Origin of the sequence: Dokdonella sp. (assembly GCF_019634775.1) — a bacterium.
Taxonomy (GTDB): domain Bacteria; phylum Pseudomonadota; class Gammaproteobacteria; order Xanthomonadales; family Rhodanobacteraceae; genus Dokdonella.
Genome location: NZ_JAHCAS010000002.1, coordinates 311327 through 326254, shown reverse-complemented (window position 1 = coordinate 326254; position 14928 = coordinate 311327). Strand labels below are relative to the sequence as shown.

At 66.6% G+C, this 14928-nt stretch carries 12 protein-coding genes; 9 read left to right on the top strand and 3 right to left on the bottom strand.

Annotated features, from left to right (window positions below):
• From dapD to map, 3 genes are read right to left on the bottom strand one after another with little or no spacing between them, the layout of a single operon-like run.
• Nucleotides 1-822: a 2,3,4,5-tetrahydropyridine-2,6-dicarboxylate N-succinyltransferase gene (gene dapD, locus KF907_RS12275; protein ID WP_291220769.1), complete on the bottom strand. Its 822-nt coding sequence runs from the start codon at nt 820-822 to the stop codon at nt 1-3.
• Nucleotides 797-3487 (bottom strand): [protein-PII] uridylyltransferase, encoded by a 2691-nt coding sequence (gene glnD / locus KF907_RS12270; RefSeq protein ID WP_291220767.1) that lies wholly within the window; start codon nt 3485-3487, stop codon nt 797-799. Before glnD ends, dapD begins: the two co-directional genes overlap by 26 nt.
• 11 nt (nt 3488-3498) lie before the next feature.
• On the bottom strand, nt 3499-4266 hold the full coding sequence (gene map, locus KF907_RS12265) for a type I methionyl aminopeptidase (protein WP_291220765.1): 768 nt from the start codon (nt 4264-4266) through the stop codon (nt 3499-3501).
• Between the two features lie 508 nt (nt 4267-4774).
• On the opposite strand from map, the gene rpsB reads away from it, so the two are divergent.
• From rpsB to bamA, 9 genes are all read left to right on the top strand, one after another.
• Nucleotides 4775-5653, top strand: a complete 879-nt coding sequence (rpsB, locus tag KF907_RS12260) for a 30S ribosomal protein S2 (protein ID WP_291220763.1) — start codon at nt 4775-4777, stop codon at nt 5651-5653.
• A 156-nt stretch (nt 5654-5809) separates the two neighbouring features.
• Nucleotides 5810-6682 carry a translation elongation factor Ts gene (tsf, locus tag KF907_RS12255; RefSeq protein WP_291220761.1) on the top strand — a complete coding sequence of 291 codons (873 nt, stop codon included), beginning with the start codon at nt 5810-5812 and terminating at the stop codon, nt 6680-6682.
• Nucleotides 6683-6876: 194 nt separating this feature from the next.
• The gene (gene pyrH, locus KF907_RS12250) at nt 6877-7593 is read left to right on the top strand and encodes a UMP kinase (RefSeq protein ID WP_291220760.1); all 717 of its coding nucleotides are present in this window, start codon (nt 6877-6879) and stop codon (nt 7591-7593) included.
• Between the two features lie 147 nt (nt 7594-7740).
• Nucleotides 7741-8298, top strand: coding sequence for a ribosome recycling factor (gene frr / locus KF907_RS12245; RefSeq protein WP_291220758.1), 558 nt, complete (start codon nt 7741-7743; stop codon nt 8296-8298).
• Nucleotides 8299-8323: 25 nt separating this feature from the next.
• Complete coding sequence (gene uppS, locus KF907_RS12240) at nt 8324-9076, top strand: polyprenyl diphosphate synthase (RefSeq protein ID WP_291220757.1); 753 nt, start codon at nt 8324-8326, stop codon at nt 9074-9076.
• Nucleotides 9077-9089: 13 nt separating this feature from the next.
• Entirely contained in the window at nt 9090-9914 is an 825-nt protein-coding gene (locus KF907_RS12235) for a phosphatidate cytidylyltransferase (protein ID WP_291220755.1), read from the top strand.
• Nucleotides 9911-11089 (top strand): 1-deoxy-D-xylulose-5-phosphate reductoisomerase, encoded by a 1179-nt coding sequence (locus tag KF907_RS12230; RefSeq protein WP_291220754.1) that lies wholly within the window; start codon nt 9911-9913, stop codon nt 11087-11089. The genes KF907_RS12235 and KF907_RS12230 overlap by 4 nt, the downstream gene beginning before the upstream one ends.
• A 21-nt stretch (nt 11090-11110) precedes the next feature.
• A complete protein-coding gene (rseP, locus tag KF907_RS12225; protein ID WP_291220752.1) occupies nt 11111-12448 on the top strand; it encodes an RIP metalloprotease RseP in 1338 nt (445 codons plus the stop codon).
• Nucleotides 12449-12525: 77 nt separating this feature from the next.
• Entirely contained in the window at nt 12526-14877 is a 2352-nt protein-coding gene (gene bamA / locus KF907_RS12220) for an outer membrane protein assembly factor BamA (protein ID WP_291220751.1), read from the top strand.
• Nucleotides 14878-14928 lie beyond the last annotated feature (51 nt).

The window sequence follows — 14928 nt, the reverse complement described above, 5'->3', positions numbered from 1 at the left end:
TCAGGCCCTCAGCAATTCGTTGATCGCGGTTTTGGCGCGCGTTTTGGCGTCGACCTTCTTGACGATGATGGCGGCATACAGGCTGTGGCTGCCATCGGCGGCCGGCAAGGACCCGGCGACGACCACGCTGCCGGCCGGCACGCGGCCGTAGCGTGTTTCACCGGTCGTGCGGTCGAAGATCTTCGTCGACTGACCGAGGAAGACGCCCATGCCGATCACGCTGCCCTGCTCGACGATCACGCCCTCGACGACCTCCGAGCGTGCGCCGATGAAGCAGTCGTCCTCGATGATGGTCGGGTTCGCCTGCAGGGGTTCGAGCACGCCGCCGATGCCGACTCCGCCGGAAAGATGCACGCGCGCGCCGATCTGCGCGCAGGAACCGACCGTGGCCCAGGTATCGACCATCGTGCCGGCACCGACGTGTGCACCGATGTTGACGTAGCTCGGCATCAGTACGGCATCGCGCGCGACATGCGCGCCGCGACGTACCAGCGCTCCCGGCACCACGCGCGCACCGAGCCCGGCCAGCGCTTGTGCGCCGTCCCCGGCGAACCGCAGCGGCACCTTGTCCCAGGCCGCGGCCGGACCACCATCCATGACCCGGTTTGGATTGATGCGGAAGTACAGCAACACCGCCTGCTTGAGCCAGGCATGCACCTGCCAATGGCCATCGTCGCCGCGCTCGGCAATGCGCAGTCGCCCGCACTCGAGCCCATCGAGCACCTGTTCGACGGCTGGACGGATCTCGGCCTCGACCTCGCCGGCATCGAGCTGGTTGCGGCGTTCCCAGGCAGATTCAATGATCGATTCGATGGCTGGCATGCTGGGCCTTCGGTACGGGTGCGGCATCGAGGCGTTCGCTCAACGCCTCGCGCAGGGCGCTTTCGATGATCGCGTCGAGCGGCCGGTCGTGCGTATCGGAGACGAGGAAGAAGTCTTCCACGCGCTCGCCGAACGTCGCGATGCGTGCATCATGCACGCGCACGCCGGTCGCACGGAAGGCCTGCGCGACCGCAGCGAGCAGACCAGGGCGGTCCGAACAGACCAAACCGACGCGGGTACGTTCGCCCTCGCTGCTGAAGACGAGGCGCGGCGCGATATGGAAGTGGCGCAGCCTGCGCGGCACCGTGCGCCGTGGCGCTGTCTCGTCGAGCCGCTCGCGCGACAACGCATTGCGCAACGCAGCCTCTATCGCGGCCACATCCTCGTCCGAGCCGAGCGGCCGGCCATGCGCATCGAGTACATAGAACGTGTCGAACACGCGGCCGGCCTGGCCCGGAAGCAGGCGTGCCTCGACCACATCGAGCTGCAGGCGGTCGAGCACCGCGGTGATCGTCGAAAACAGGCCGTCGCGGTCGCGCGTATGCACGAACACTTCACTGGTACCGCGCGCGCCCTGTGCCCGCACGTGCACGAGCGGCTGTGCCGGATCGGCATGCGCAGCCATCGCACTGGCCTGCCAGGCCACCTGCTCCGGCCGGTAGCGCAGGAAGCTTTCGTCGGGGAAGCCATCGAGCACACGCGCCGCATGCACGGCATCGACACCTTGGGCTACCAGGATCGCCTCGGCGCGCTGGCGTGTCTCGGCCATGCGTTCGTCGGCCTGCGGCAGCTCGCCGGCTCCCCCGCGCAGCACGTAACGTGTCGCCGCGTAGAGCTCCGCGAGGAGGCGGTCACGCCAGCCGTTCCACAGCTTCGGACTGGTGCCGTTGATGTCGGCGACGGTCAGCAGATAGAGGTAGTCCAGGCGTTCCCAGTCACCGACCTGCTCGGCGAAGCGCGCGATCACGTCCGGATCGGTGATGTCCTGGCGTTGTGCAGTGACGCTCATCAGCAAATGCCAGCGCACCAGCCAGGCGACACGTTCGATGGCCGCACTGCCGAGGCCCAGCTTCGCGCAGAACGCGCGCGCATCCTCCTCGCCGAGCACCGAATGGTCGCCACCGCGTCCCTTGGCGATGTCATGGAACAAGCCTGCAAGCAGCAGCAGCGACACCTTGGGCAGGCGCCTGAACACGGCATGCGCGAGCGGGAATGCCTCCGCACCGGTTTCGTCGGCGAAGCGCGCGATGAAGCGCAGCACGCGCAAGGTATGTTCGTCGACCGTGTAGACATGGAACAGGTCGTACTGCATGCGCCCGGTGACGCGGGCGAAACCTGGAATGAGCCGTGCAAGCACGCCGTGGCGCGCCATCGCCGCCAGCGATTCCACCGCCGGCGCGCCGAGGTCGAGCAGCTCGCGCAGGGCCGCATACACGGCCGGGTGTTCGAGGTCAAAGCCGGGCTCGGCCAGGGTCAGGCGCACGAGGCGCAGGGCATTCGCACGCAGGCCACGCAGGCCCGGCTCACGTGCGAACAGTGCATACAGTTCGATCAGCGCCTCGGGTGCCTCGCGCAGGCGTTGTGCTTCGATCACGTCAAGACGGTCGCCGACGCGCACGACCCCCTCCGCCAGCACGACCGGTGCATCCACTGACGGCGACAGCCGTTCGCCGCAGCGCACGAGCAGTTCCTCGTTGATGCCGCCGATGGCACGCGCGGCACGGAAATAGTCCTGCATGCATTGTTCGACGCCGAGGTTGTCGGCGTGCTCGTCGCGGTAGCCGAGCGCAGCGGCCAGGTCGCGCTGGTAGTCGAACAGAAGGCGTTCCTCGGCGCGCCGCGCGAGCAGATGCAGCGCATGGCGGATGCGGAACAGCGTCGCCCGCGCCGCCCCGAGCGCATCGGCGTCGACGGGATCGAGCAGGCCGGCTTCGACCATCGTCGCCGGATCACCGGAGCCGACGATCGCGCGACCAAGCCAGCCGATCATGTGCAGGTCGCGCAGGCCACCGGGGCCATCCTTGAGATGCGGCTCGAGGTTGTAGGCGGTGTCGCCGAAGCGCTGGTGGCGCGCCGTCTGCTCGGCCTGCTTGGTGGCGAGGAATCGCGCCGGTGTCCACAGGCTTTCGTCGGGCAGACGGCTGAGCAAGGCGTCGGCGAGCGGGCGCGCGCCGCCGATCCAGCCGGCTTCGAGCAGATTGGTGTAGACGCTGACGTCCTCGGCGGCGAGTGCACGGCAACCGCCAAGATCACGCACCGCCAGGCCGGGCTTGAGCCCGATGTCCCACAGACAGGCTGCGAAAGCCTCGATCGCACGCACGAGGTGCGGCTGCGGCGCGTCGACCGTGAGGATCAGCATGTCGACGTCGGAGTGCGGGAACAACTCGCCACGGCCGAAGCCACCGACCGCGAGCAGGGCCGCCTGGTCGGTGTCGCCGAGCCAGGAGCACCAGGCGTAGTCGAGCAGGCGACGCACGGCCTCGGCGCGCGCCCGCACCAACGCGGTCGCCGCGACACCATCCCGGAAGGCACCGGCAAGGTCGCGGTCGTAGTCGGCAAGGAACTGACGCAGGGCGAGCCGCGCCGGACCAACCACACCACCGCGCGGAACAGCTGCGGCCAGACGCGGCAAGGGCGGGACCGGCACCTCGGCGGTGGCGGCCATGGCAGCGTGCCTCAGGCTGCCCGTGGCCAGGGAGTCAGGATCTCGTAGCCATCGTCGGTGACGGTGATCGTGTGCTCCCACTGCGCCGACAGCGAATGGTCGCGTGTGACCACGGTCCAGCCGTCCGGGAGCAGGCGAGTGTGCGGCTTGCCGGCATTGATCATCGGCTCGACGGTAAAGGTCATGCCCTTCTGCAGGGTCAGGCCGGTTCCGGCCTGGCCATAGTGAAGCACCTGCGGATCCTCGTGGTAGATCTGACCGATGCCATGCCCGCAATACTCGCGCACCACCGAGAATCCGCGCGCCTCGGCGACGCGCTGGATGGCGTGGCCGATATCGCCGAGAGTCGCGCCCGGACGCACCACACCGATGCCCTTCATCATCGCCTCGAACGTCGTCTCGACCAGGCGCTTGGCCAGGACCGAAGGCTCGCCGACGAAGTACATGCGGCTGGTATCGCCATGCCAGCCGTCCTTGATGACGGTGACGTCGATGTTGAGGATGTCGCCGTCCTTGAGGATCTTGTTCGGTGCCGGAATGCCGTGGCAGATCACGTGATTGACCGACGTGCACACGGTCTTCGGAAAGCCCTTGTAGCCGACGTTTGCCGGAATCGCCTTCTGCACGTTGACGATGTGGTCGTGGCAGAGGCGGTCGAGTTCCTCGGTGCTGACGCCCGGCTTGACGTACGCCCCGATCATCTCGAGCACCTCGGCGGCCAGACGGCCGGCGACACGCATCTTCTCGATCTGTTCGGGGGTCTTGATGGTCACAGCCATTGTGATAGCGGGTGGCAGAGGGCCGCACAGTTTAAGGATGTTCCGATCGATCCCACAACGGCGTCACCGTTCTGAGCGGGCGCAGATCAAGGCGCGACGGCAATGCCAATCTGGCCGTCTGTCGAGCCGGCGCAAGGCCGGGCTGCGCCCGCCCAGCACGGTGACGCCGTTGCGGGATTGATCAGAGCGTCCCTGAGCGATACGGGGTGCGAGGCGCGAAGGCACGGTGCAGCTGGGACCGCGGCGGGCCAACCGGGTCGCGCACGCCACCGCGGGATCGATCGGGGACGCTCTGGCCCTGGACCGCGGTCTCACGCTACAATCCCGCAGTTCCCTCGCCAGGGAACGAATCCACACACGTTCCGATACCGTTGTCGGGGTGCTTCCACCGCGCGCCATGCCGCCCGGATGGAGGTCGTCAACGCTGGGAACGTGGAGGTCCCAACCCCGGGCTTCGTCCGCCGCACATGCAACCGGCGCGATTGCCCATCGATGGAGTTTTCGCACCATGCCTCAAGTCACCATGCGCCAGATGCTCGAAGCGGGCGTCCACTTCGGCCATCAGACCCGTTACTGGAATCCCCGCATGGCGCCGTACATCTTCGGCGCACGCGGTCGCATCCACATCATCAACCTCGAGAAGACGCTGCCGCTGTTCAACGACGCGATGAACTTCGTGTCGGGCCTCGCGCAGAAGCGCGGCACCCTGCTGTTCGTCGGCACCAAGCGCTCGGCGCGCGAGGCGATCAAGGAAGAAGCCGCACGCTGCGGCCAGCCCTATGTCGCCGCACGCTGGCTCGGCGGCATGCTGACCAACTTCCGCACGGTCAAGCAGTCGATCGCACGCCTCAAGGAAATCGAGGCGATGGCCGCCGACGGCAGCTTCAACAAGCTGGTCAAGCACGAAGTGCTGCAGATCGAGCGCGAGCGCGAGAAGCTCGAGAAGTCGCTCGGCGGCATCAAGGATATGAACCGCCTGCCGGACGCGTTGTTCGTCATCGATATCGGTCACGAAAACATCGCGATCGAGGAAGCCAAGAAACTCGGCATTCCGGTCGTTGCCGTGGTCGACACGAACTACGACCCGAGCCTGGTCGACTACGCGATCCCCGGCAACGACGACGCGATCCGCGCCGTGCAGCTCTATGCCAGCGCCGTCGCCGACGCCGTGCTCGAAGGCAAGGCCGCGGCTCCGGCCGTCGCCGTCGGCAACGACGAGTTCGTCGAGCTCGACGCCGAAGGCAACCCGGTCGCCAAGGTCGACGACCGCCGCAAGCAGGCTCCGCGCGGCAAGGCGCCGGCCAAGCGCGGTGCGGCGCCGTCGGGCCGTCGTCCTGCCGCCGGCAGCAAGCCGCGCGGCGAAGCCAAGGCCGAGACCGCCGAGTGAGACCGGTCGCGGGACCACCGCTCAGCATGGTTCCGCCACGGGCCCGTCACCAGGCCCGGTGATGATGTCCAGGTGACGCCGGCAGCGTGCCGGCGCACCGCCCCGATCCCCTTTCCGCGCGGCGCCCGTCGCCGCGCTTTCACGTGAGGTATTCCAATGGAAATCACTGCCCAGACCGTCAAGGAACTGCGCGAGCGCACCGGCGCCGGCATGATGGAGTGCAAGAAGGCCCTGACCCAGACCGGTGGCGACATCGAGGCCGCGGTCGAGTGGCTGCGCAAGCAAGGTCTCGCCAAGGCCGACAAGAAGGCCGACCGCGTCGCCGCGGAAGGCCGCATCGTGCTCGGCCAGGCGCCCGGCAAGGCCGTGCTCGTCGAGATCAACAGCGAGACCGATTTCGTAGCCAAGGACGAGAACTTCCTCGCCTTCGCCGACAACGTCGCCAAATCGGCGATCGATGCGAAGGACGTCGAGGCACTGAAGGCCGCCGCCTTCCCGGGCGGAGGCAATGTCGAGGAAGCGCGTGCCGCGATCATCGCCAAGGTCGGCGAGAACGTTCAGCTGCGCCGCCTCGTGCGCATCGACAGTGCGAACACGCTGGCGGGCTACCTGCACGGCGGCCGCATCGGCGTGCTTGTCGAGGTCAAGGGCGGCTCGCCCGAACTTGCCCGCAACCTCGCCATGCACATCGCCGCGATGAACCCGCCGTACATCGCCGAGAAGGATGTCCCGGCCGACTTCATCGCCAAGGAGAAGGAAATCGAACTCGCCAAGATGTCCGAGAAGGACAAGGCCAAGCCGGCCGAGATCCTCGAGAAGATCATCAGCGGCAAGATCAACAAGATCATCAACGAGGTGACCCTGACCGGCCAACCTTTCGTCATCGACACCGACCAGACCGTCGGCGCCGTGCTGAAGAAAGAAGGCGCTGAGGTGGTTTCGTTCCACCGCATTGCGGTCGGCGAGGGCATCGAGAAGGTCGTCGAGGACTACGCAGCCGAGGTCATGAAGCAAGCCGGCCTGGCCTGAAGAAAAAGCCGCGGGAAACCGCGGCTGTTTTCGTAGGGGCCCGTTCACGGGCGATCGCGCGGCATGAGGATGCCGGAAGACGCATCGCCCCCGAAGGGGCTCCTGCGGGCAAGGGAAGTGCGTTTCGTCGCCAGTGGTTCGCGGCGGGCGCGAGGTCATCTACAATGCGTCGGTTTGCCTGCACGGAGAGAGACATGGCCGAGGTCCAGTTCAAGCGCATCCTGCTCAAGCTCTCCGGCGAAGCCCTGATGGGTGATGGCGACTACGGCATCGACCCCAAGGTCATCGGCCGCCTCGCCCGCGAGATCCTCGAGGTGCGCAGCGCCGGCATCGAGGTCGGCGTGGTCATCGGCGGCGGCAACATCTTCCGCGGCGCCGGCCTGGCCGCCAGCGGCATGGACCGCGTCACCGGCGACCACATGGGCATGCTCGCGACTGTCATGAACGCACTGGCCATGCAGGATGCAATCGAGAAAGCCGGCGGAACCGCGCGCACGATGAGTGCGATCAAGATCAACGAGGTCTGCGAGGATTTCATCCGTCGCCGCGCGATGCGCCATCTCGAGAAGGGCCGCATCGTGCTGTTCGCCGCCGGCACAGGCAACCCGTTCTTCACCACCGACTCGGCCGCTGCGCTGCGTGCGATCGAGATCGGTGCCGACCTGCTGCTCAAGGCGACCAAGGTCGACGGCGTCTACACGGCCGACCCGGCCAAGGACGCCAGCGCCACGCGCTACGACCACCTCAGCTACGAAGAGGTCATCCGACGCAACCTGCAGGTCATGGACACCAGCGCGATCGCGCTGTGCCGCGACCACCACGTACCCCTGCGCATCTACGACATGTCGCGTGAGGGCGACCTGATGCGCATCATGCGCGGCGAGCCAGTCGGCACTCTCGTCACCGACTGAGGCCCCATCGCGGCTGCAGGCGCTCCTGCAGGGCCTTGTTTTCGCAGGAACGGCTTCAGCCGTGATCTCCAAACTTCCGCGCGGCGCGGGCAGATCGAGCGCGACTGGTATACTCCGGCGGATAACGAAACCGCAGGAACAGCGCCCATGCTCGACCCGATCAAGAAGGACGCCCAACAACGCATGGCCAAGAGCGTCGAAGCCTTGCGCCATGAACTCACCCACCTGCGCACGGGCCGGGCGAGTGCCTCACTCGTCGAACCGTTGCGGGTGAGCTACTACGGCTCGGAGGTACCGTTGAACCAGGTCGCCAGCGTCGCCATCGCCGACGCTCGCTCCCTGACGATCACCCCGTACGAAAAGCCGATGATCGCCGCGATCGAGAAGGCGATCCTCGCCTCCAACCTCGGCCTCACCCCGACCACGGTCGGCATGGTCATCCGCATCAACATCCCGCCCCTGACCGAGCAGCGCCGCAAGGAACTGGCCAAGCATGTCTCCGGCGAGGGCGAGAACGCCAAGGTTGCCGTGCGCAACGTGCGTCGCGACGCGATCCAGCACGTCAAGGAGCTCCTCAAGGAGCGCAAGATCACCGAGGACGAGGAGCGCCGTGCCGAGGACGACATCCAGAAGTTGACCGACCGCGCCGTGAAGGACATCGACGAGGTGGTGAAGAAGAAGGAAGACGAACTCCTGGCGATGTAATCGAGGTCGCCCTGGAGCGTCGCGCATGACCGAGAACACCACGCCCGACGTGGCGCCGCGCGTGCCGCGCCACGTCGCCATCGTCATGGACGGCAACGGCCGCTGGGCCGAACGCCGCCATCGTCCGCGCAGCTTCGGCCACCGCGAGGGTCAGAAGGCGCTGCGCGCGACTGTCGAGTTCTGCCTGCGCCGAGGCATCGGCTCATTGACCCTGTTCGCGTTCTCCAGCGAGAACTGGAAGCGCCCCGCCGGCGAGGTCGGCGCGCTGATGCAGCTGTTCCTCAAGGCGCTTGACAACGAAGTCGAGGAACTGCACGGCCACGGTGTGCGCATCGAGTTCATCGGCGACCTGTCGGCGTTCTCGAGCGACCTGCGCGAGCGCATGGAGAAGGCGATGCGACGCACCGCCGGCAACCGTGCGTTGAAGGCCAACGTCGCGGTCAACTATGGCGGCGCCTGGGACATCGCCCGCGCCGCGCGCCGCGCCGCGGAAGCCGTGCAGCGCGGAGAACTCGACGCCACCGCGATCGACGAACGCAGCCTGGCAGCGTACTTCTGCCTTGCCGAACAGCCCCCGGTCGACCTTTTCATCCGCACTGGCGGCGAGTTGCGCATCAGCAACTTTCTGCTCTGGCAGATCGCCTACGCCGAGCTCGTTTTCCTCGACACCCTGTGGCCCGACGTCGATGCCGCCGTGCTGCAGGGCGCGCTGGACGAGTTCGCGCGGCGCGAGCGGCGCTTCGGCATGACCTCGGCGCAAGTCGCCGCCAGCGGTTGAGGGGACCCGGCTCGTGAAACAACGCATCATCACCGCCCTCGTGCTGACCCCGATCGCGGTCGCGATCATCCTGCTGCTGCCGACACCGGTCTTCGCGGTGATCGTCGGCACCACCTTCCTGCTCGCGTTGTGGGAATGGACACGCCTGGTCGGACTCGAATCGATGGCCAGCCGCGTCACTGCGGTCGTCGCTGGCGCGCTGCTGCTGGCCGGACTGTGGTACGCCGATCATGCCGCCGTGTGGCCGATGGTGATCGGCCTCGGGCTGGTCTGGTGGCTGGTTTCTCTGGCCTGGCTGCGCCATTTCTCGTTCGCCGCATCACCGTCTCCGGGCAACCGCGTGCTCAAGCTGGTCGTCGGCTATCTGCTCATCGTGCCGGCGTGGGTTGCCCTGATGACGATCCATGATCTCGAACCGCTCGGCCATTGGTGGGCGCTGTTCGCCCTTGCCCTGGTCTGGGCTGCCGACACCTTCGCCTACTTCGCCGGCAGCCGCTTCGGGCGACGCAAGCTCGCTCCGCGCATCAGCCCGGGCAAGACCGTCGAAGGCGCGATCGGCGCCTTCGTCGGCGGCGCCCTGGTCGCCCTGACTGGTGGCTGGCTGCTCGGCGAGCGCGGCCTCGGCCTCGCCCTGCTGGTCATCGTTGCCCTGCTGACCCTGGCGGCCTCGATCATCGGCGACCTGTTTGAGAGCCTGGCCAAGCGCCAGGCCAACGTGAAGGACTCGGGGGCGCTGTTCCCCGGCCATGGCGGCCTGCTCGACCGTCTCGACAGCGTGTTCGCGGCGATGCCGGTATTCGCTGCCGGCAAGCTGGTGATCGACTTCTGCACACGATGAAGCGCATCGCCGTTCTCGGCGCGACCGGTTCGATCGGCGCCAGCACGCTCGACCTGATCGCGCGCCACCCTGATCGCTTCAGTGCGCACGTGCTCGCCGCGCACCGCAACGTCGAGGCACTGGTTGCACTGTGCCTGCGCTTCCGTCCGGCCTGGGCGGTGATCGCCGATGCCGCATTCGAAGCGGACCTGCGCCAGCGCCTCGCCGGCCACGGCCTGTCGACACGCGTGCTCGCGGGCTCGGCCGGGCTCACCGAGGCGGCCACGCTGACCGAAGTCGACACCGTGGTCGCTGCGATCGTCGGCGCGGCAGGACTGGAATCGACCCTGGCCGCGGCACGCGCAGGCAAGCGCCTGCTGCTGGCCAACAAGGAAGCGATCGTGATGGCCGGCCCGCTGCTGCTGGCGGCGCTGTCCGCAGGCGGCGGCGAGCTGCTGCCGCTCGATTCCGAGCACAATGCGGTGTTCCAGTGCCTGCCGGGCGGACGCCCGGAACTGACGACGGCCGGCGTCCGCCGCCTCGTGCTGACCGCCTCGGGCGGGCCGTTCCGCGGGCGCACGCGCACCGACCTCGCCGCAGTCACGCCGGCAATGGCCTGCGCGCACCCGAACTGGAGCATGGGCCGCAAGATCTCGGTCGATTCGGCCACCCTGATGAACAAGGGCCTCGAAGTCATCGAAGCGCATTTCCTGTTCGGCGCGCCGGCCGAGGCGATCGACGTCGTCGTGCATCCGCAGAGCATCGTGCACTCGCTGGTCGAATACCTCGACGGCTCGGTGCTCGCCCAGCTCGGCCATCCGGACATGCGCACGGCAATCGCCCATGCCCTGGCCTGGCCCGGGCGCGTAGACGCGGGCGTGCGCCGGCTCGACCTGGTCGCGCTCGGCCAGCTCGGCTTCGAAGCCCCCGACCGCGCCACCTTCACCTGCCTCGACCTCGCCTATGCCGCGCTGCGCGCCGGCGGCACGGCGCCGGCCATCCTCAACGCAGCCAACGAGGAGGCGGTGGCCGCCTTCCTCGACGGCCGTCTGCCCTTCCTTGCCATTGCCGAGGTCGTCGCCGGATGCCTGGACCGCCTCGCGGCTGAACCGGTCCGTGATCTCGCCGGTTTGCTTGACAGTGATTTAACCGCGCGCCGCGAGGCCCAACGTATCATTGCGGCGATGGCGGGCTGACTCCGGCCCCGGTTGGACTCCATGAACGACTTCTTCGGCTCCGTGTGGTGGCTCATCGTCACGCTCGGCCTGCTCATCACCTTCCACGAATACGGCCACTACCTCGTCGCGCGTCTGTGCGGGGTCAAGGTGCTGCGCTTCTCGGTTGGCTTCGGCAAACCGCTGTGGTCGCGGCGCAACCGCGACGGCACCGAGTTCGCGATCGCCGCGATCCCGCTCGGCGGCTACGTGAAGTTTCTCGACGAACGCGAGGGTGAGGTCGCCCCTGCCGAAGTCGCGCAAGCCTTCAACCGCAAGCCGGTCGGCCAGCGCATGGCGATCGCGGCGGCCGGCCCGGTCTTCAACCTGGTCTTCGCGATCGCCGCGTTCTGGCTCATGTTCGTGGTCGGCAAACCCGATTTCCTGCCGCTGGTCGGACCGCCCCAGGGTGTCGCCGCCGAGGCCGGCATGCTGGCTGGCGACCGCATCATGCGCGTCGACGGTACCGCGACCGACACCTGGACCAAGGCCATGCAGAAGCTGGCCGAAGCAGCAGTCGGGCGCAGCGACGCGACCGTCGAGGTCGTCACCGCCGAGGGAGCGGCGGCGACCCGCCGGCTGGCCTTCGGCAGCCTGCCGGCCAACGTGCCGGAGAAGGAATTGTTCGACCACATCGGCCTGCGCCTGTACGCGCCGGCCGTGATAGGCCTGGTCGAAGCGGACGGTCCGGCCGCCCGCGGCGGCCTGCGCGAGGGTGACGAGGTGCTGCGCATCAACGGCCATGCGGTGACGAGTTTCGAGGATGTGAGCCGCCTGATCCCCCTCGAAGCCGCGACCAATCCGCGACTGGTCTTTTCCGTACGCCGCGACGGCGGGGCCATCGATCTGGACGTCACCGCCGCGTCAGTCACCGACGCCACCGGCAAGACCCGTCACCGCGTCGGCATCGGCGCCCGCGCCCCACAAGACGCCACCTTGCGCTTCGGTCCGCTGGAAGCCGTGCCACGCGCGCTCGCGGAGACTCGGGATTCCGCAGCGAGCATGCTCAACCTGCTGAAGATGCTGGTGGTCGGCAAGGCCAGCCTCGAGAACCTGTCCGGGCCGATCACGATAGCGCGCGTGGCCAACAGTTCGGCCAAGCTCGGCTTCACCTGGTTCGTGCAGTTCCTCGCCATCATCTCGCTGTCGCTGGCGATCATGAACCTGTTGCCGATTCCGATCTTGGACGGCGGACACCTGCTGTATTACCTTATCGAGTCGATAAAAGGCAGCCCGGTGAGCGAACGCACGATGATTGCCGGCCAGTATCTTGGCCTGGTGATGCTGGTCGGCCTGATGGGGCTGGTGATCTTCAACGACATCCTCAAGCTCCCTTTCTGACCCAAAACCGCCCAAAAACAACAACGGATGCGGTGAGTCCCACCGCCTGCCGGTTCCGCACCCCTACGGAAGTGACGATGAAGCGTATCGCCGCCCTGCTTTTGCTTGCCTGGCTCAGTTCCAAGGACGCCCTCGCCTTCGAAGCGTTCCGCATCGCCGACATCCGCATCGACGGCCTGTCACGTATCGCCCAGGGAACTGTGTTCACCTATCTGCCGGTCGAGCGTGGCGATACCCTGACCACCGAGCGCGCCGAAGAGGCGATCCGCGCTCTTTACCGGACCGGCTTCTTCCACGACGTCAGCCTGTCACGCCAGGGCGATATCCTCGTCATCACCCTGCAGGAGCGGCCATCGATCTCCAAGATCGCGATCCGCGGCAACAAGGATCTCAAGGAAGACGACCTGCGCAAGGGCCTCAAGGGCATCGGCCTGGCCGAGGGTGAAACCTTCGACCGCCTCAAGCTCGACTCGGTACAGCAGGAACTGACCCGCCAGTACTACAACCGCGGCAAGTACAACGTTGCGGTCAAGACCGCTGTGGTCAACCTCGACCGCAACCGCGTCGAGGTCGCGATCAACATCACCGAAGGCAGGCCGGCCAAGATCAAGCACCTCAACATCGTCGGAAACGAATCGTTCAAGGAGAAGGCGATCCGCGAGGACTTCCAGTCCGACACGACGAACTGGACATCGTGGTACTCGAAGGACGACCAGTACTCGCGCGAGAAGATGTCGGGTGACCTCGAGCGCCTGTCTTCGTTCTACCTCGACCGCGGCTATGTCGACTTCGCGATCGACTCGACCCAAGTGTCGATCAGCCCCGACAAGCGGCGCATGTACGTCACCGCCAACATCGTTGAGGGAGAGGTCTACACGGTCAACGACATCAAGCTCACCGGCGACCTCATCCTGAAGGACGCAGACCTGCGCAAGCAGTTGTCGATCCACCCCGGCGAGATGTTCTCGCGCAAGAAGGTCGAACAATCAGCCGATGCGATCACCGCCGTGCTCTCGAACATCGGCTACGCGTTCGCCCAGGTCAACCCTGTCCCGGAGATCGATCGCGACAAGCGCGAAGTCGCGCTGAACTTCCAGGTCCTGCCGGGCAAGCGTGTGTACGTGCGCCGCGTCACTTTCAAGGGCAACCTGCACACCGAGGATGAGGTCCTGCGCCGCGAGATGCGCCAGCTCGAAGGCGCCTGGTACTCGCAGGCCGCGATCGACCGCTCGAAGATCCGCCTGCAGCGGCTCGGCTTCTTCAAGACCGTCAGCATCGAGACACCGCGCGTGGCCGGCTCCGACGATCAGGTCGACGTCGCCGTGACCATCGAGGAGCAGCCGTCCGGAAGCTTCACGTTTGGTCTGGGCTATTCACAGGTGCAGGGTCTGATCACCAGCATCGCCGTGCAGCAGAACAACTTCTTCGGCACCGGCGACCGTATCGGCGTGACCCTGCAGCGCAGCGCGTACCTGAAACGCTACAACCTGTCGTATTTCGAACCCTACCTGACCGACGACGGCCTCGGCCTCGGCTATGACATCAGCCACCGTGAACTCGACGCCGGAGAGGCGAACATCGCCAACTACTTCACCAACTCCGACTCGTTCAGCACCTACCTCGGCTTTCCGCTGACCGAGAATGACACGCTGAACACGCGCTTCGGCATCAGCCAGACCTCGATCAACACGTTTGCCAGTACGCCCCAGCAGTTCGTCGACTACGTGTTCGCGCTCGGCAACCGCACCTTCCATGTCTGGAACGTGGAGCTGTCCTGGGCACATGACACACGCAACAAGTACTGGAACCCGACTCGCGGTTCGCTGCAGACGGTCTCGTTCGAGACCACCCTGCCCGGATCGACGGTCGAGTACTTCAAGTTCAACTACCGCTTTTCGCAGTACCTGCCGATCACGGAAAGGCTGACCTTCCTCGGCACCGCTTCGATCGGCTATGGCGGCAGCTACAACGGCCGCTACCGCACCGTCGTCGACGAGGGCCAGGATCCGCCTGTGACGACCGAATACGGCGCCCGCGGCCTGCCGTTCTTCGAGAACTTTTATGCCGGCGGCACCTCCGACGTGCGCGGTTTCCGCGACAACACGCTCGGCCCGGTCGACGAGACTCGCGGCTTCCGCCAGCCGCTCGGCGGTGCGTTCAAGACCGTGGCCACGGCCGAGATCATCTTCCCGACCCCGTTCGTCAAGGAGAGCGACAACACCACACGCCTATCGTGGTTCCTCGATGTCGGCAACGTGTTCAAGGATTACAGCGCGTTCGAAGCGAGCGAACTGCGCGCCTCGACCGGCCTGTCTTTCCAGTGGCGCGCGCCGGTCGGCCCGATCGTGATCAGCCTCGCCAGACCTCTGCGCAAGAAGGATGGCGACGATACCGAAACCATCCAGTTCAGCTTCGGGCCGCAGTTCTGAACGGGTAGCATGCCGAGCAGGAACTCGGCACAACGAGGCAAGATCGTCTGG

What these genes read in the sequence shown, in the direction of transcription:
- rpsB (WP_291220763.1), top strand. Translation starts at nt 4,775, where the DNA reads ATGCCTCAAGTCACCATGCGCCAGATGCTCGAAGCGGGCGTCCACTTC.
- rseP (WP_291220752.1), top strand. Translation starts at nt 11,111, where the DNA reads ATGAACGACTTCTTCGGCTCCGTGTGGTGGCTCATCGTCACGCTCGGC.
- KF907_RS12230 (WP_291220754.1), top strand. Translation starts at nt 9,911, where the DNA reads ATGAAGCGCATCGCCGTTCTCGGCGCGACCGGTTCGATCGGCGCCAGC.
- glnD (WP_291220767.1), bottom strand. Translation starts at nt 3,487, where the DNA reads ATGGCCGCCACCGCCGAGGTGCCGGTCCCGCCCTTGCCGCGTCTGGCC.
- pyrH (WP_291220760.1), top strand. Translation starts at nt 6,877, where the DNA reads ATGGCCGAGGTCCAGTTCAAGCGCATCCTGCTCAAGCTCTCCGGCGAA.
- uppS (WP_291220757.1), top strand. Translation starts at nt 8,324, where the DNA reads ATGACCGAGAACACCACGCCCGACGTGGCGCCGCGCGTGCCGCGCCAC.
- bamA (WP_291220751.1), top strand. Translation starts at nt 12,526, where the DNA reads ATGAAGCGTATCGCCGCCCTGCTTTTGCTTGCCTGGCTCAGTTCCAAG.
- tsf (WP_291220761.1), top strand. Translation starts at nt 5,810, where the DNA reads ATGGAAATCACTGCCCAGACCGTCAAGGAACTGCGCGAGCGCACCGGC.
- dapD (WP_291220769.1), bottom strand. Translation starts at nt 822, where the DNA reads ATGCCAGCCATCGAATCGATCATTGAATCTGCCTGGGAACGCCGCAAC.
- map (WP_291220765.1), bottom strand. Translation starts at nt 4,266, where the DNA reads ATGGCTGTGACCATCAAGACCCCCGAACAGATCGAGAAGATGCGTGTC.
- frr (WP_291220758.1), top strand. Translation starts at nt 7,741, where the DNA reads ATGCTCGACCCGATCAAGAAGGACGCCCAACAACGCATGGCCAAGAGC.